Origin of the sequence: Delftia sp. WSY_12 (assembly GCF_043104645.1) — a bacterium.
Classification (GTDB): domain Bacteria; phylum Pseudomonadota; class Gammaproteobacteria; order Burkholderiales; family Burkholderiaceae_C; genus Comamonas; species Comamonas tsuruhatensis.
Genome location: NZ_JBICKW010000012.1, coordinates 108,187 through 124,923, shown reverse-complemented (window position 1 = coordinate 124,923; position 16,737 = coordinate 108,187). Strand labels below are relative to the sequence as shown.

Genomic DNA, 16,737 nt, shown 5'->3' with positions numbered 1-16,737 from the left:
AGGCGCCTGCAGCGCCTTCAGTGCAGGCCCCCGTAGTTGTCTTCGCGGATGATCCGCGGCGTGATCTCGCGGGGCTCGATGGTGACCGGCTGGTACACCACGCGCTGCTGTTCGGGGTCATAGCGCATCTCCACATGGCCCGACAGCGGGAAGTCCTTGCGGAAGGGATGGCCGATGAAGCCGTAGTCGGTCAGGATGCGGCGCAGGTCGTCATGGCCATCGAAGACGATGCCGAACAGGTCGAACGCCTCGCGCTCGAACCAGTTGGCGCCGGCCCAGATGGGAGTGACCGAAGCCACCACCGGAAAATCGTCGTCGGTACAGAAGACGCGAACGCGCAGGCGCTGGTTCAGGCTGATCGACAGCAGGTGGGACACCACGGCAAAGCGCGGCCCTTCGCGGCCGACTTCCGCATAGGTGGAATAGTCCACGCCACACAGGTCCACCAGGACCTCGAACCGGCAATCCGGGGCGCTGTGCAGAACCTGCATGGCCTCCAGATAGTTGGCAGCGGACACTTCGACCGTCACCTCGCCCAGGGCCACGGTCACGCTGCGCGCCTTGTCGCCCAAGGCAGCAGCCACCACATCCCGAAGCACTTCGGGGTGAATCGCAATAGCAGTCATCATCTAGCCCTTAGACGCGAGCGATGGTATGGGTGCGGCGGATCTTCTGCTGCAGCTGGATGATGCCGTAGATCAGGGCTTCCGCCGTGGGGGGGCAGCCAGGCACATAGACATCGACCGGCACGATGCGGTCACAGCCACGCACCACGGAATAGCTGTAGTGGTAGTAGCCGCCGCCATTGGCGCACGAGCCCATGGAGATGACCCAGCGGGGCTCGGACATCTGGTCATAGACCTTGCGCATGGCGGGTGCCATCTTGTTGCACAGGGTGCCGGCCACAATCATCAGGTCCGACTGGCGGGGGCTGGCACGGAAGACTTCCGAGCCAAAGCGGCCAATGTCGTAACGCGCCGCCGCAGCGTGCATCATCTCGACCGCGCAGCAGGCCAGACCAAATGTCATGGGCCACAGCGAGCCCGTCTTGGCCCAATTCACCACCGAGTCGTAACTCGTGGTGATGAAGCCTTCCTTCATCACGCCTTCGATCATCGTGTTTCCTTAGTGAACCCGCATCAGTCCCAGTCCAACGCACCCTTCTTCCATTCGTAGACAAAGCCCACGACGAGAACGGTCAGGAAAATCAGGACAGCGGCGAAACCAGCCCCACCCACGTCCCGAAGCGCAACGGCCCAGGGCAGCAGAAAGGCGATTTCCAAATCAAATAGGATGAACAGGATGGCGACGAGGTAGTAGCGCACATCGAATTTCATGCGCGCGTCTTCGAAGGCCTCGAAGCCACATTCGTAGGGAGAGTTCTTGGCGGCATCGGGCCGGTTCGGACCCAGCACATACCCCAGTACCAGGGGGACTACGCCGACACCCATGCCGACGAGAATGAACAAGAGAACGGGAAGATACTGGTCGATGTTCATCGTGTGCGGCTACCTTGAAAGGCATGCCCGCACCGATCAGCCTGATCAGCAGGGCAGGCTCTTAGTTATATCTTGGTGCCGTCGGCGAGACTCGAACTCGCACAGCTTTCGCCACTACCCCCTCAAGATAGCGTGTCTACCAATTTCACCACGACGGCTACGTCTCGATTTCGGCTGGCTCTTTATCTTCGTTGCAAAGATTCCGCCTACCGAACAATCTCTAGATTCTACTCTGAAAAACCCTCGGACCAGGAGGACCGAGGGCTTTGTTCGAAATTATTTCGTGGGGATCTGGGCCGCGCCTTCAGCACCGGCAGCAGGCGCCTGACCTGCCGCAGGAGCAGGCACTTCGCCAGCAGCGCCAGGGACGGCGGGAGCCGGTGCCGTGATGGGGGCCGCGCCTTCCAGCACGCTGCCCGAGCTGACGGGACGCGCATTGCTCAGATAGGCCAGCGCCAGCGTGGTCACGAAGAACACCGTGGCCAGGCCTGCCGTGGAGCGCGACAGAAAGTTCGCGCTGCCCGAGGCACCGAACAGGCTGCCGGAGCTGCCGCTGCCGAACGAGGCGCCCATGTCGGCGCCCTTTCCGTGCTGGATCAGGATCAGGCCGATCATGCCGAGTGCCGACAGCATCTGGACGGCGAGGATCACGCTTGCGAATGCATTCATTGGTTGTACCTACTAGTAACGCGAGAGCTAAAAAAGCGAATGGAGAAACTGCTCCGGCTCACTGGGCCGCAGCGATGATGGTCAGGAAATCCGGCGCCTTGAGCGACGCCCCGCCCACAAGACCACCGTCAATGTCGGCCTGGGCCAGAAGCTGGGCTGCATTGGAGGCATTCATGCTGCCGCCGTAGAGCAAGGGGATGCGGTCAGCCTGCCGGCTGGCAGCCGCCAGCTGGGCGCGCAGCACGGCATGCACCTGCTGCGCCTGCTCGGGTGTTGCGGTCCTGCCGGTGCCGATGGCCCAGACAGGCTCGTAGGCCACGACCAGCTCACTGATGCACTGCCCCACCTGATGGATCACGGCTGCCAGCTGGCGCTTGACGACTTCCTCGGTCTGCCCCGCCTCGCGCTCTGCCAGCGTTTCGCCCACACAGACGATGGGCGTGACGCCCTTGGCCAGCGCAGCCTGCGCCTTCAAGGCCACCACGGCATCGGTTTCACCATGGTATTGGCGACGCTCCGAGTGCCCCACCAAGGTGTAGCGCACGTCAAAATCCTGGAGCATGGCAGCCGAAAGCTCGCCCGTGTAGGCGCCCGAGTCATGCTGCGACACATCCTGCGCAGCCACGCCAATGGACGACCCTGCAAGCTCGGCCTGGGCCTGGGCCAGATAGGCGGCCGGCACGGCCACCGCCACACCCGCATTTCCACCTTCGGGCAGCCCCTGCTTGAGGGCCTTGAGCAACACGGCATTGGCAGCCAGGCTGCCATTCATCTTCCAGTTGCCGACGATGAGTTTCTTCTTCATGGTTACCACGTCAAAACGATTTTGCCGGTGTGCTGACTCGACTCCATCAGCGCGTGCGCCTTGTCGGCATCAGCGGCAGCAAAGGTGCTGTGAATCACAGGGCGGATACCGCCTGCCTCGATGAGCGGCCAGACCTCGCGCCGCAGCGCCTGGGCGATGGCCGCCTTGAAGGCGACAGGACGCGGACGCAGCGTGGAGCCCGTCACCAGCAGGCGACGGCGCAGGACCAGGCCCGCATCGAACTCCGCCTTGATGCCGCCCTGCACCGCAATGATGACCAGACGGCCATCCTCGGCCAGGCTCTGCACTTCGCGCGCCACATAGCTGCCCGCCACCATGTCCAGGATCACGTCCACGCCCTTGCCGTCGGTGATGCGCTGCACCTCCGCGGCAAAGTCCTGGGTACGGTAGTTGATGGCATGGTCGGCGCCCAGCTTCAGGCAGTCGGCGCATTTGGCATCGGAGCCAGCCGTCACGATGACCGTGGCGCCACGCGCCTTGGCCAACTGGATGGCCGTCACGCCAATGCCGCTGCTGCCGCCCTGCACCAGCAGGGTTTCGCCCGCCTGCAAGGCGCCGCGATCGAACACATTGCTCCAGACGGTGAAGAAGGTTTCAGGCAATGCCGAAGCCTCCACCTCGCTGAGCCCCGCCGGGATGGGCAGGCACTGGGCCACTGGCGCAACGCAGTACTCCGCATAGCCACCACCGGCCAGCAGCGCGCACACGCGGTCGCCCACGCGCAGGCCTGCCAGCCGCATGGCGTCGTCGTCACCCGACACGATCACCCCGGCCACTTCCAGCCCGGGCAGATCCGAGGCACCGGGCGGCGGGGCGTAGTGCCCCTTGCGCTGCAACACATCAGGACGATTGACACCGCTGGCCGAGACCTGGATCAGCAACTCCTGCGCGCCGGCCACGGGCAGCGGACGCTCGCCCAGGCGCAAGACCTCGGGACCACCAAAGTCCGTGAGTTCCACGGCACGCATGATTTGCTTTTCCATTTTTCGACCTCGCAATCCCTGTCAAAAATGCCACAAGCGCTGAACAGGTCAGCGCTTTTTCCAGTCACCGCATGCACCTGCAAGGCCACCCCCTTTTTGGGGAACGGCCTTGCCGGGCATTACTGCTGCTGTTGCTGTTGCTGCTCGCCCTCGGCAGCCGGACGACCGCCTTCACGGGGCTCGCGAGGTTCACGCGGCTCGCGGTACTCGCGTTGCTGGCGGGGCTCACGCGGCTGGCGGAACTCACGCTCGGCAGGCGCGGGGCGCTCGCTGCGCTCCATGCCGGCAGGACGCTCGGTCAACGCCTTCAGCGACAGCTTGACACGACCCTTTTCGTCGGTCTCCATGACCTTGACCTTGATGATCTGGCCTTCCTGCAGGTAGTCGGCGACGCGCTCCACGCGCTCGTGGGCAATCTGGCTGATGTGCAGCAGACCGTCCTTGCCGGGCAGCAGGTTCACGAGAGCACCGAAGTCCAGGATCTTGGTGACCGGGCCTTCGTAGATCTTGCCGATTTCGACTTCGGCCGTGATCTCTTCGATGCGGCGCTTGGCTTCGTCGGCCTTGGCGGCATCGCTGGAAGCGATGGTGATGGTGCCGTCTTCGCCGATGTCGATCTGCGTGCCGGTCTCTTCGGTCAGTGCACGGATGGTGGAGCCGCCCTTGCCGATCACGTCACGGATCTTCTCGGGGTTGATCTTCATCGTGTACAGCTTGGGAGCGAAGGACGAGATCTCGGCCTTGGCTTCGCCCATGGCTTCCTGCATCTTGCCCAGGATGTGCATGCGCGCTTCCTTGGCCTGGGCCAGGGCGACCTGCATGATTTCCTTGGTGATGCCCTGGATCTTGATGTCCATCTGCAGCGCAGTGATGCCGCTGGTGGTGCCAGCCACCTTGAAGTCCATGTCGCCCAGATGATCTTCATCACCCAGGATGTCGGTCAGCACGGCGAAGCGGTTGTCTTCCTTGATCAGGCCCATGGCGATACCGGCCACGTGGGCCTTCATCGGAACGCCCGCATCCATCATCGACAGGCAGCCGCCGCAGACCGAGGCCATGGACGAGGAGCCGTTGGACTCGGTGATTTCCGACACCACGCGAATGGTGTAGGGGAACTCCTCCTTGCTGGGCAGGCAGGCCGCCAGGGCGCGCTTGGCCAGACGGCCGTGGCCGATTTCGCGGCGCTTGGTCGAGCCCATGCGGCCCACTTCGCCAGTGGCAAAGGGAGGCATGTTGTAGTGGAACAGGAAGCGGTCCTCGAACTCGCCGGCCAGCGCGTCGATGCGCTGCGCGTCGCGCTCGGTGCCCAGCGTGGACACGACCAGGGCCTGCGTCTCGCCGCGCGTGAACAGGGCCGAGCCGTGCGTGCGGGGCAGCACGGAATTGCGGATTTCGATGGGGCGCACGGTGCGCGTGTCACGGCCGTCGATGCGCGGCTCGCCGGCCAGGATCTGGCTGCGAACGATGCGTGCCTCGATGTCGAACAGCATGCCTTCGACCTTGACGCCGTCGAACTCCACGCCCTGGGCCGTCAGGCCGGCCTTCACGGCGGCGTAGGCTTCGCGGCAGGCCTGCGTGCGGCTTTGCTTGTTGCGGATCTGGTAGGCCGCGCGCAGGGCTTCGTCACCCAGTGCGGCCACCTTGGCGATCAGCTCTTCATCCTTGGCGGGAGCGACCCAGTCCCAGACGGGCTTGCCGGCTTCGCGCACCAGTTCATGGATGGCGTCAATGGCGATGCGACCTTGCTCGTGGCCGAAGACCACGGCGCCCAGCATCACGTCTTCAGGCAGTTGCTGCGCCTCGGACTCCACCATCAGCACGGCAGCTTCAGTACCGGCCACGACCAGATCCATCTGCGAATCCTTGCGCTGGGTCTGGCCGGGGTTGAGCACGTACTCGCCATTGATGTAGCCCACGCGGGCGGCACCGATGGGACCGTTGAACGGAATGCCCGACACGGACAGGGCGGCCGACGTGGCGATCAGGGCGGCGATGTCGGCATCGACTTCGGGGTTCAGCGACACGGTGTGGATGACCACATGCACGTCGTTGTAGAAGCCTTCGGGGAACAGCGGGCGGATCGGACGGTCGATCAGGCGGCTGGTCAGGGTTTCCAGTTCGCTGGGCTTGGCTTCGCGCTTGAAGAAGCTGCCGGGGATCTTGCCTGCGGCGTAGGTCTTCTCGATGTAATCGACGGTCAGCGGGAAGAAGTCCTGGCCGGACTTGGCCTGCTTGGACGCCACCACGGTGGCCAGCACCACGGTGTCATCGATGTTGACCAGCACGGCGCCGGAAGCCTGGCGGGCGATCTCGCCGGTTTCCATGGTGACCGTGTGCTGGCCCCACTGGAAGGTCTTGGTGACTTTGTTGAAAATGGACATTGTTGCTCCTAGGGAATGTTGGCCAGATGCACTCATCCGGCCATGATGGAGAGCAATTCAGAACACGATGCCATTCCATTGCTGGATTTCTTGCTATCAAATCCGCAGCAATGGAATGACACAGCTTCGCTCTGTCTTGCTTTCTCCGAAGTAAAAAACGCCTGAGCTAGACAGGCTAACTCAGGCGTTTCGATCTCCCACCGTGCTTACTTGCGCAGGCCCAGCTTGGCGATCAGTGCGGTGTAGCGATCAGCGTCCTTGGACTTGAGGTAGTCCAGCAGCTTGCGACGGCGGCTCACCATGCGCAGCAGGCCGCGACGACCGTGGTGGTCCTTGGCATGTTGCTTGAAGTGAGGGGTCAGCTCGTTGATGCGTGCGGTCAGCAGGGCCACTTGCACTTCTGGGCTACCAGTGTCGTTGGCAGAGCGTGCGTTGGACTTGACGACTTCAGCCTTCACGGAAGATGCGATCATTTTTTTTCCTTGGAAATTGGCGCCTCAAAGACAAAAGCAAGGAGGCAGCCTTGGTTACTTGCGCCGGGACTGGAAAGGCCCCGACGTGCGTCTTGCACCATGCAAAACCCTGGGATTATAACAAGCACGCCCGGACCGGTATCCACACCTGATTTGCAGCCCTTTGCCACTTCGGCCTGCTGCCCGCCCAGAATCCCGCAAAGCCCGCGCCACAGGCATGCCGTCACGAAGCACGGATATGTGGTGCGCAGGCATTCCATACACCAAGGGAGGGCCACGCCATGGCAGTGCGTTTTTCATTCATTCCATCGACCCGACAAGCGCAGTGGCGGCAATGCGCCCTGCTCTGCCTGGTCGCGGCCCTGGGCCTGGCCCTGCCTGCCCAGGCTGCGTCCCACCGCGCCGACGCATCGGCTGCGCAAGGCTCCACGCGCAAAAAGGGCGGGCAGCGGGTCCGGGTGCCGACGCAGCGCAGCAGCTCCGACGAGTCGCCCGAGCAACGCGACAAGCGGCTTTACCGCGAATGCCAGGGCAGGCACAACGCCGGAGCATGCGCCGGATACACCGGGCAGCCGCCGGGCAGACGCCAGCGCTGACACGCTCCCAGAAACAGTCCTAGGCCGGCCTCGAATACCCAAAAATCCGGCAAAGCCTTGCCATCATTGGATTTTTTCGCACCTCTGCACGCCTGAATTCAGCCCCATTCACGGCACAACTCCTATTTTTTGACCAAAGAAACAGATTGGTCTGAAAGACATGCACGAACAACCCCAATAGATTGAGCGGCGCACGAAACAAGCAGCAACAACCAGCGTTGCGCAAGCCAATCGACGGGGAGGGATTCAAGACATGTCATCGACCAGGCCTCAGGCTCGCCCGGGCGCCGAAGGCTTCACTGCCATCGAGTTGATGGTGGTCGTCGCCATCCTCGCCGTGCTCACCACGCTGGCAGCTCCCAGCTTCAACCTCATCATCGAGCGCTGGCGTGTTCGCCAGACCGTCGAGGCCCTGCAATCGACGCTGCAGTACGCGCGCTCCGAAGCCGTGCGGCGCGGTGGCGGCGTTTTCATCCAGAAACTGCCCCAAGGCACCAAGGGCTGCACCCTGGCGGCGCAGCACGCCGACTGGGGCTGCGGCTGGGTGGTGTTCGCCGACCGCAATGGCAACAGGCACTGGGATCCCAAGGAGGAGCTGCAGCGCTTCGACACGCCCGCCCGCACCCTCGTCACCCGCTCCCGGTCTGCCTCCATCATCAGTGTGGACCGCTGGGGTCAGTTGGGCGGACTCACCGCCATGGGTTTCGCCATTGCGCCATCTCCGGCCGGAATCACTTCCGCCGCAACCCAAGGCATTTGCGTCTCGTCCGGCGGACGCATCCGGGTGGTCGGCCAGGAGGGTATTCCATGCGCCTGACACGTACCCGCAATCGGCATCCCAATGGCTTTACCCTGATCGAAACCCTGGTCGCCACCGTCATCACGGCCCTGGGTGTTCTGGGAATCCTGGGACTGCAGATGCGCACCCTGGCCGACAACCAAAGCGGCGTGCGCCGCGCCCAGGCCATCCGGCTGATCGAGGACCTCAGCGAGCGCACGCACGCCAACCCCAACTCCCTCGGACAGATCGGCCACTACGTTTCCGACTGGAATCACGCCCCCGAATCCGTCGCCGACTGCAGTGCCGCCGCATGCGGCCCGGACGCAATGGCCAGCTACCACCTCGCACGATGGAAGGCATCCGTTCGCCAACTGCTGCCAGGCGGGGCCGCCAAGGTCTTCCTCGCAGGAAACGAGGCAGCCGCCAGCGCCGGCAACGGGCGCCAGCTGGGGATCATGATCAGTTGGCGCGAGAACGAAAAGTCCGGCAAGGCCGACTACAAGGACCCCATCGGGCTTGATGGCGATGGCGATCGCATGCACGGCGACCAGGCCATGGCCTGTCCTGCAGGCAGAACCTGCCACCTGCAATACATCGCACTCAGCGCTCGCTGCGCTCCCTACCTTGCAAACAACGCAGTCCAGCTCTTCTGCGCAGGCCCATGAATCCCCATCGCATCGCCACCGCCATTGCGGCCAGACCGCGCCAACGCGGCCTGAGCCTCGTCGAACTGCTGGTCGGACTTTTCCTGGGACTGCTGATCATCGGCGTGGCCATGGGCGCACTCATGGCGTCACGCGCCGTGTCCGCCACCGTCAGCGATGCCAGTCAGTTGCAACAGCAGGCTTCCCATCTCTTCCGTGTCATGGGCCGGCAGATCCGGCAGGCGGGGTCCCTGCGGCTGCTTCTTGCATCACACAAGAGGGCAACAGAAGCCATTCACGTGGCAGACCCCGTTGCATTCGAGGCGGGCGCACTGGACTTCAACCCCGCGCACGACACCATCCAGGGCCTCGATGCACCCGGGCGCTCCCAATACAAGCTCGCCGTGGGCTACAGCAACTACACGCAGCCGCTGCACACATCGGCCATCGAGACCTCACTGCAGCGCAATTGCCTGGGGCAGACCAACAGCGACAGCCTCATCCTGAGCCGCTTTGTCCTGGACGCCAGTAAAAACACCCTGCGCTGCGCCGGAGCGCCCTCCGCGGGTGCCCAGCCCCTCGCCAGGAACGTCGCCAACTTCCAGGTGCGCTACCTGATCCAGGCGCCGGGGGGCGCCGCCCGCATCCAGTATGTCAACGCAGCCGCCGTAGGCCAGGACTGGCCTCGCGTCGTCGGCGCCGAGGTCTGCCTGGTGCTATTCGGCAACGAGGCCATCGACATGCCCGCCAACAGCAGCTATACCGACTGCGACGACAGCGACGGTACGGCCGAATCCATCCACATGGCCACGCTGCCTGCGCCCAGGACGCGGCGCCTGCACATGGTCTTTCGCAGCGTGTACCAGTTGCGCAGCCAGGGGTTGGCCGGATGACGCACAAGGCTGCAGGCATGCGACATGCCCACACCTGCGCAGCGCAGCGCCAAAAAGGCATCGCCCTGTTCATCGTGGTGGTCCTGGTCATGCTGTCCATGCTGCTCGCCCTGTGGGCGTCGCGCAGCGCACTGTTCAACGAAATGTTCGTGGGCAACGATGCCGACTACCAGCGTGCCCTGGAGGCTGCACAGGCCTTGCTGCAGGATGCCGAACTGGATATTCGGGGCGAACAGGCCAGCGGCGCCGCCTGCGCCGCCAGCAGCAGCCAGTCATCCGTCTGCCGCAGCGGTGCAGGCATCACACAGTTCCCCCGGGAAACCGGGGAAGTCGGCCTGCTGCTGGCCAGCCTCGCTGAGGCCACACCCACTGGATGCCGCGATGGCCTGTGCACCAAGCGCACGGGACCTCAGGACTTCTGGAACAACGCGGACGAAGGCCAAGGGATCACGCTGGGCCAGATGACGGCCGCTGACGTCGGCGCACGCTACGGCCAGTTCACGGGCGCCATCGCTGGCGGAAAGAGCGACTCCATCCTGGCAAATCGTGAGGCAGGAAAGGGCGGCTGGTACTGGATAGAGATCCTGCCCTATGACGTCAACGCAGGGAACTCGGGCGTCATCGCCAACGGCTCACCCCGACTGGCCCTTTACATGCAGCCCCAGGTGATCTATCGCATCACGGCCATTGCCCATGGCCGCAAGAGCAACACCCAAGTGGTGATGCAGCAGACCTACGCCCGGCAGAAACACCGCGACTGACTCAGGACACCTGACATGCCCCACCTCTGCCATCCCTGGCTCCGGCGCATCCTGCTGCCAGCGCCGACAGCCGCAGCCATGGCCGCTGCAGTCCTGGCCGCGCAAAACAGCCAGGCAATGGATATGACCCAGTCGTCGCTTGGGCCCCGAGTCAAGGTCACGATAAAGCCTGGCCTGCCGGCACCCATCCAGGTCCAGCAGGTCTTGGAGGCAGACACTCCAATTGCCAGTGTTCAGGCAGATGGCACCGAATTCGCCGCGCCCATTGAAGACTGCCCGGCCGGACAACAGGCAGATGCCAAGGGCCGCAGCAGCTCCATGGCCTCCAGCGGCAGCGTGATTACGCGGGCCGGCGTGGACATATTCAGCGCCCGCTACAGCGCAAAAGCGGCCTGGAGCGGCTGGATCAGCGCAGAAACCGTCCAGGCCGATGGCAGCCTCACCGCAACAGCCGGCTGGCAAGGCAAAACCACGGCCGGCCACCTGGATGCACTCAGCGACGAACAGGCAATCAATGACCGTCTGATCCTGACCTGGAGCGACAGACTGCAAAGAGGCGTGTCCTTCAAGTGGAATGAACTCGACCACCTGCAGAAAGCCTCCCTGGGCATCGATGTCGAAGGAAGAGCAGACAACCTGGGCAAGCACAGGCTCAACTTCATACGCGGCGACCGCCGCATGGAAGCGCCGGGACAACCGCCGCGCGTTGGCCCCACCCGTCCTTTTCGCCAGCGCAGCTCGCGCCAGGGCGACATCGTCAACTCCCAGATCTGGCATACCGGTCATCCCGTGGACAACTGGCCCCTGCCGGGCTATGCCGCCTATACCCTCGCCCAGCAGAAACGCCAGCCCATGATCTATGCAGGCGGCAATGACGGCATGCTGCATGGCTTTTCGGCCACCGACGGCAGGGAAAAGATCGCCTACATCCCACGAGGCGTGATCTCCGGACTGGCAAGACTTTCCGACCCCGACTATGACGCCCGGCATCGCTACTTTGTGGACGGCTCAGTCATGAGCGGCGACATCCCCTCGGGCAGCGTTGCGTCCTCGCAGTGGCGCACTGTGCTGGCTGGCATGGCGGGCGCCGGAGCCAAGGGCTACTTCGTGCTGGACATCACCCATCCGGAGGCTTTCAGCGAGTCCGGTGCCAGCTCGCTGGTCCTGCTTGACCGAACCCAGACACGCAACAGCGATCCCGGCGACTGCACCAGCCTGGATGACATGCGCCAGCGCGCCACTTGCCAGGAAAACAAGGACCTGGGCCATATTTTGGCGGCGCCCGTGCTGGACGATGCCAACCCGCAACGCAGCACTCAGATCACGCAGTTGAACAACAACCGCTGGGCACTGGTGACGGGCAACGGCTACCACAGCACCAACCAGCGGCCCGTGTTGCTGATCCAGTATCTCGATGGCAACCAGGAGCTGTTGCGCCTCGTTGCCACGGGCAATACCCCAACCGGCACCACCCCCGAGACTACCCGCAACGGACTCTCCGCCCCGCGCCTTGTGGACATCAATGGAGACGGCCGGCCCGATGTGGTCTACGCAGGTGACATCCAGGGCAATCTGTGGAAATTTCTCATCGCCAGCGGTGCCTCCTCCCGCTGGGGCGTGGCCTTCGACGGCCGGCCGCTGTACACAGCCTGGGGTGGCAGTTCTCCATCGGCCACTCGCAACCTGCGTCAAGCCATCACCGCCCCTCCTTCCGTACGCGCCAATGACCGGCGCAGGGCCAGCAAAAATGCCAAAGAAGGGCGCGAGCGCTTGACGGCAGGCGGCATGCTGGTGGCATTCGGTACCGGACGCCACATCACGCGGCAGGATTCTGGCAACACAGCGGTCCAGAGCATCTATTCCATCCTCGACAGCACCCGCTACAGGCTGCTCGCGGACGGCAGAGTGCAAGCTTGCCTCGATGGCAAGGATTCGGACTGCAGGCAGCCTGACGGACAGCGAGCGGCACCCGTTTCAGGCATCGGAGAACTGGCCAGGCGCTCGGTGAACCATCAGCCGGCAGGGGCGGCCGGCCAAGGCTTCTGGCGCGTTGACTCCACGACCGACCTCGACTGGACGCGGCACAAAGGCTGGTACATGGACCTGCCCCTGCCGGGCGAGCGCTTGCTCAAGCCAATGGGCTTCCACGACGGCAGCAACATCCTCGCGATCTACAGCCAGATACCTGCCGGATCCCCCAGGCGCCCCGGCGAAAGCGCAAGCCCGCCCGACGCCTGCAATGCGAGCGAGGAGCGCCAATTCCTGACATTCATGAACATCATGGATGGCAAGCGACCCGGCGTTCCGTTGATGGACAGCAACGGCGATGGGGTCTACGGCACGGCAGATGAGGAGGTCTCGCGCGCAAGCGTCGCCAGGGGATCCCAGGCCCTGCTCCACAAAGGCCATCACGCCATCGGCTACGACGCCGAAGGCCGCCGCAATGTACTCGCCCGCATGCCGGAGCAATCCCTGCGCCCCAGCTGGCGCCAAATGAAATGAGGCACCACATGCGCCGCCCTCGATCCCCAGGATTCACGCTCATCGAACTCATGATCGTCGTGGCCGTCATCGTCATCCTCGGCACGGTCGCCGTCCCGAGCTACAACGAGTACATCCGCGCAGTCCACCGCGCCGACGCCCGCGCCGGCCTGCTCCAGGCCCAGCAATGGCTGGAGCGCGCCGCCACCGCCAACGGCACCTACCCCACCGAGCTGCCTGCAGACCTGACCTGGGCCCACGACTCCAGCAAGCGCTACACCATCGACTTCCTGTCAACCAGCGGCCACGACGACGACACCTATACCCTGATCGCCACACGCCGCGGCTCCCAGTTCGGTGACCGATGTGGCGATTTCACGCTGACCCATACGGGCGAGCGTGATGCGCTCGGCCTGGGTGTGAATACCACTGCGGTGGAGTGCTGGGGGCGGTAGTCTTACAAGTTCAGAGTGCCAGCTTCTTGACCTGTTGCTGCGCATCCGCGACACAAGGATCCAAGGAGATCCGAGCAAGTGCGTCTAACTGGGAGATTTACGCCCCTTCACTCCCTCTCGCTCAGCAATCGGCAAGTGACTGCCAGACGAACTGAGCGGAGGTTTACAAAGCGCACCACTCATCCCGCTGCCTGAGCCATCCATCCGGAATGAACTCCCAACGCGCATCCAGAAATCTAGGATGCGCCAATGTACGCTGCCCCTCCCACATCCAGCCTGTCCAGCCAACAACTAAGGCTGGCCACACGTGGCTTCACCACAATCGAACTGATGGTTGTGATCGCCATCATCACCATACTGGCTGCGTTGGCAGCACCCAGCTTTCGGCCACTCATCGAACGATGGCGTGTACGCGCAGCGACCGAAGACCTTCAGTCCATCCTCTATTACGCACGCTCAGAAGCCATCAAGCGCGGTGGAAAGATCGTCCTCAAAAAGATCGCCAGTGGCAATGGCTGCACCGCGGCCGACGCCAATACACAGTGGGGTTGCGGCTGGACTGTCTTTATCGATGCCAACAACAACGCCACCCAGGACTCCGGTGAACTGACGCTTCAGACATCTTCTGCCCCTACCAAGCTGGAAATCAATCTCGCAAGCAGCAACGGATATATCACGGTGGACCGTTGGGGCCAGCTTGCCAGCGCCGGAAGCAGCAGTTTCAATTTCCGCCTCTTCCCCCAAGGCTCAAATGCCACCAACTCGGCCGCTGCAACGCTTTGCGTGGCAGCAGGAGGAATGATCCGCCGATTGAATACGGGGGATGGCACATGCTGAATCCCAAAAAATCCTTCTTTCAATCCCGCGTTGCCAAAATCGGGCTACCTCCTTTGCTTTCCATGAATATCCATCATGGCTTGCAGATCTGCGATGCAGCACCAGTACCAAGAACCACCATGAAAACAATACGTGCGGCCAATATTCAATCCGGCATCAGCCTGATCGAATCTCTTGTTGCCATTGTCGTGATGTCGTTGGGAATTCTTGGGATTCTCGGCTTGCAACTGCGAAATCTCGCAGATACCCAAACCAGCCTCAACCGCGCCCAAGCCATTCGACTGATAGAGGATTTGAGCGAGAAAATTCAAGCCAACCCTAATGGACTGGGCAGTCTGAGTGCATATGAAAGCACCTGGAATGACACACCTACAGGCACGTGCGCAACAGACGGATGCACCTTGTCGGAGATGGGTGCCTACGACGTCAAACAATGGAAAGAGGCTGTCAAAGCAACTCTCCCCAAGGGAGACGCGGCCATTTTTATCAGCGCGGTAGACAGCGCCGCTGAAAACCGCCGACAACTGGGTGTAATGGTTGCCTGGAAGGCCAATGAAAAGGAACACAAGGCAGCCGATGGAAGCAACGATGAAAAATATACCGAGCCATTTGCACCAGCCAATACAGGGAGTGCCCGCATAAGCTGCCCAGATGGGTTGATATGCCACCTCCAATATATTCAACCTAACCAGCGCTGCACCCCCTTCCCCATGGGATCGTTAAATGGCAACGTACCCGTTTATTGCCCAGGCTGAATCCAGAAACTAAAGAGATAGTTCATGAGAACAAATACACACCACTCAACCAGAAAATTAGCTCCTCCGTTGCTTCAGGCGGGAGCTACACTTCTTGAGCTGTTGGTAGGCATCACCATAGGACTCTTGACGGTGGCAGTAGGCATCGGTGCCTTGATGATTTCTCGGGGTGTCTCAGGAACAGTCAGCGATGCCAGTAACATGCAGCAGCAAGCCGCTTATGCCTTTCGGGTAATTGGCTCACAGGTTCGCCAAGCGGGCACCATTCAACTGAGCCTTGATGCCACTGCATTCACACCTTCAGAGACGTCCTACGCCATGCTGCCCGTAGCATTCGACCCCCCAGATCCTGCTGGACAACGCCCGATGTTTAGCAGAGGAGAGAAAATGCTTAAAGGCATTGACACCCCCAGCAGCAGCGAGTATGCCTTGAGCATTGGATATCAAAATTATCAAGAACAAATAACACCTCCTCCCCCTGCAACGGCTCTGGTTTCCGGGAATCAGTTGCGAGACTGCCTTGGTGAAAACAAGGGCGTGTCATCAAACTATGTTATAGAGAGCAAATTTCGAATATCTAGCGATAACGAGCTTGTCTGCGAAGGTGTCGGCGGCACTGCAAAACCAATAATCCGCAATGTCAAAGACATGAAGATTCGCTATCTCATACAGGAACCTACCAGTGCAAAAACTGGGTTTCCCAAAACCATATATGCCAATGCCTCCACAGCCTCTTCATCGCCTAACGGTTGGCGCGATGTATATGCAATCGAAGTCTGCCTGGAGTTGGAAGGCACAGAAACCCTAGATACAGCGGGAGCCAACTACACGAAATGCGATGGCAGCTCTGTTTCTCGAGGGAATCGCCTGCGTATGGTCTTCAAAAACACTTTTCAAATTCGTAGCCAAGGCCAGGTGCAATCATGAATGGCACGCCCCATCCTCACCATTCACCCTCCGGTCTTCTTCGAAGGTCCAGGCAGCAGGGCATCTCGCTATACGTCATCATCGTGCTGGTTCTTCTATCCATGCTTTTGGCTTTGTGGGCATCGCGAACCACATTACTTAACGAAATGATTGTCGGCAATGATGCAGATTACCGTCGAGCCTTCGAGGCAGCACAAGCCATGCTGCAAGATGCAGAAATGGATATACGCGGCGTCAACACTGACGGCTCCTTCTGTGTCCCAGACTCTTCCAAAGGAGATATTTGTCGCAGAACAACTTCCGCGTATTTCGACATAGAGACAAAGGATCTCCCTAAGCTCATTAATTTCCTGGATACCCAGGATTCAAAATGCTACAAAGGCATCTGCCAGAAGTTCAAAGATCCACAGGATTTTTGGCATGACCCTGACCGCATTGCTCAGATGACTGCAGCAGATGTTGGCGCACGCTATGGACAGTTTACGGGAGCAAAAACTGGCGACGCAGGAAACCCGATACTCAACATCACAGCCACTCCAAGCGATATGAAGCAAAGGCGTGGAGCCTGGTATTGGGTTGAAGTCCTTCCCTATGTAGACCCCAACATTTCCCTGCTAGGTGGGGTTCCACCTGGCTCCAACGTGGAAACATTTTCACCCTCCCGAAAGAAAAGATGGGTATATCGCATTACGGCATTGGCCAGGGGACTAAAACCAGGAACAGAGGTTGTACTCCAATCTGCCCTTTCCCTCAGCTTGGCCGAATAAATAGACGGA

At 61.6% G+C, this 16,737-nt stretch carries 19 protein-coding genes and 1 tRNA gene; 11 read left to right on the top strand and 9 right to left on the bottom strand.

Annotated features, from left to right (window positions below):
* Positions 1-17 precede the first annotated feature (17 nt).
* From ACF8LI_RS06140 to rpsO, 9 genes are all read right to left on the bottom strand, one after another.
* On the bottom strand, positions 18-626 hold the full coding sequence (locus ACF8LI_RS06140) for an NADH-quinone oxidoreductase subunit C (protein WP_026062051.1): 609 nt from the start codon (positions 624-626) through the stop codon (positions 18-20).
* 10 nt (positions 627-636) lie between these two features.
* Entirely contained in the window at positions 637-1,116 is a 480-nt protein-coding gene (locus tag ACF8LI_RS06135; protein ID WP_012206978.1) for an NADH-quinone oxidoreductase subunit B family protein, read from the bottom strand.
* A 23-nt stretch (positions 1,117-1,139) separates the two neighbouring features.
* Positions 1,140-1,499, bottom strand: coding sequence for an NADH-quinone oxidoreductase subunit A (locus ACF8LI_RS06130; RefSeq protein ID WP_012206979.1), 360 nt, complete (start codon positions 1,497-1,499; stop codon positions 1,140-1,142).
* 73 nt (positions 1,500-1,572) lie between these two features.
* Positions 1,573-1,657, bottom strand: a tRNA-Leu gene (locus ACF8LI_RS06125).
* Between the two features lie 118 nt (positions 1,658-1,775).
* Positions 1,776-2,168: a preprotein translocase subunit SecG gene (secG, locus tag ACF8LI_RS06120; protein WP_016447712.1), complete on the bottom strand. Its 393-nt coding sequence runs from the start codon at positions 2,166-2,168 to the stop codon at positions 1,776-1,778.
* A 58-nt stretch (positions 2,169-2,226) separates the two neighbouring features.
* Positions 2,227-2,973, bottom strand: coding sequence for a triose-phosphate isomerase (gene tpiA / locus ACF8LI_RS06115; protein WP_017404094.1), 747 nt, complete (start codon positions 2,971-2,973; stop codon positions 2,227-2,229).
* 2 nt (positions 2,974-2,975) lie between these two features.
* Positions 2,976-3,977, bottom strand: coding sequence for an NAD(P)H-quinone oxidoreductase (locus ACF8LI_RS06110; RefSeq protein ID WP_016447714.1), 1,002 nt, complete (start codon positions 3,975-3,977; stop codon positions 2,976-2,978).
* 119 nt (positions 3,978-4,096) lie between these two features.
* Positions 4,097-6,358, bottom strand: a complete 2,262-nt coding sequence (pnp, locus tag ACF8LI_RS06105) for a polyribonucleotide nucleotidyltransferase (protein WP_017404092.1) — start codon at positions 6,356-6,358, stop codon at positions 4,097-4,099.
* Between the two features lie 206 nt (positions 6,359-6,564).
* A complete protein-coding gene (gene rpsO / locus ACF8LI_RS06100) occupies positions 6,565-6,831 on the bottom strand; it encodes a 30S ribosomal protein S15 (protein WP_012206984.1) in 267 nt (88 codons plus the stop codon).
* 281 nt (positions 6,832-7,112) lie between these two features.
* On the opposite strand from rpsO, the gene ACF8LI_RS06095 reads away from it, so the two are divergent.
* The 11 genes from ACF8LI_RS06095 to ACF8LI_RS06045 all read left to right on the top strand — a co-directional run bounded on the left by ACF8LI_RS06095 (position 7,113) and on the right by ACF8LI_RS06045 (position 16,728).
* Positions 7,113-7,427, top strand: coding sequence for a hypothetical protein (locus ACF8LI_RS06095; RefSeq protein WP_203400510.1), 315 nt, complete (start codon positions 7,113-7,115; stop codon positions 7,425-7,427).
* Positions 7,428-7,680: 253 nt separating this feature from the next.
* Positions 7,681-8,244, top strand: coding sequence for a GspH/FimT family pseudopilin (locus tag ACF8LI_RS06090; protein WP_016447717.1), 564 nt, complete (start codon positions 7,681-7,683; stop codon positions 8,242-8,244).
* The gene (pilV, locus tag ACF8LI_RS06085; protein ID WP_392414741.1) at positions 8,235-8,873 is read left to right on the top strand and encodes a type IV pilus modification protein PilV; all 639 of its coding nucleotides are present in this window, start codon (positions 8,235-8,237) and stop codon (positions 8,871-8,873) included. The genes ACF8LI_RS06090 and pilV (ACF8LI_RS06085) overlap by 10 nt, the downstream gene beginning before the upstream one ends.
* Positions 8,870-9,745 carry a PilW family protein gene (locus ACF8LI_RS06080; protein ID WP_392414742.1) on the top strand — a complete coding sequence of 292 codons (876 nt, stop codon included), beginning with the start codon at positions 8,870-8,872 and terminating at the stop codon, positions 9,743-9,745. The genes pilV (ACF8LI_RS06085) and ACF8LI_RS06080 overlap by 4 nt, the downstream gene beginning before the upstream one ends.
* On the top strand, positions 9,742-10,506 hold the full coding sequence (locus tag ACF8LI_RS06075) for a PilX N-terminal domain-containing pilus assembly protein (protein WP_392414743.1): 765 nt from the start codon (positions 9,742-9,744) through the stop codon (positions 10,504-10,506). Before ACF8LI_RS06080 ends, ACF8LI_RS06075 begins: the two co-directional genes overlap by 4 nt.
* A gap of 15 nt (positions 10,507-10,521) precedes the next feature.
* A complete protein-coding gene (locus ACF8LI_RS06070) occupies positions 10,522-13,008 on the top strand; it encodes a pilus assembly protein (protein ID WP_392414744.1) in 2,487 nt (828 codons plus the stop codon).
* 8 nt (positions 13,009-13,016) lie between these two features.
* Entirely contained in the window at positions 13,017-13,442 is a 426-nt protein-coding gene (locus ACF8LI_RS06065) for a type IV pilin protein (protein ID WP_026062047.1), read from the top strand.
* A gap of 249 nt (positions 13,443-13,691) precedes the next feature.
* Positions 13,692-14,279 carry a GspH/FimT family pseudopilin gene (locus ACF8LI_RS06060; RefSeq protein WP_052947221.1) on the top strand — a complete coding sequence of 196 codons (588 nt, stop codon included), beginning with the start codon at positions 13,692-13,694 and terminating at the stop codon, positions 14,277-14,279.
* Complete coding sequence (gene pilV / locus ACF8LI_RS06055; RefSeq protein ID WP_154833703.1) at positions 14,273-15,034, top strand: type IV pilus modification protein PilV; 762 nt, start codon at positions 14,273-14,275, stop codon at positions 15,032-15,034. The genes ACF8LI_RS06060 and pilV (ACF8LI_RS06055) overlap by 7 nt, the downstream gene beginning before the upstream one ends.
* Before the next feature lie 24 nt (positions 15,035-15,058).
* Positions 15,059-15,961: a PilW family protein gene (locus ACF8LI_RS06050; protein WP_209801646.1), complete on the top strand. Its 903-nt coding sequence runs from the start codon at positions 15,059-15,061 to the stop codon at positions 15,959-15,961.
* Positions 15,958-16,728 carry a pilus assembly protein PilX gene (locus tag ACF8LI_RS06045; protein WP_392414745.1) on the top strand — a complete coding sequence of 257 codons (771 nt, stop codon included), beginning with the start codon at positions 15,958-15,960 and terminating at the stop codon, positions 16,726-16,728. Before ACF8LI_RS06050 ends, ACF8LI_RS06045 begins: the two co-directional genes overlap by 4 nt.
* Positions 16,729-16,737 lie beyond the last annotated feature (9 nt).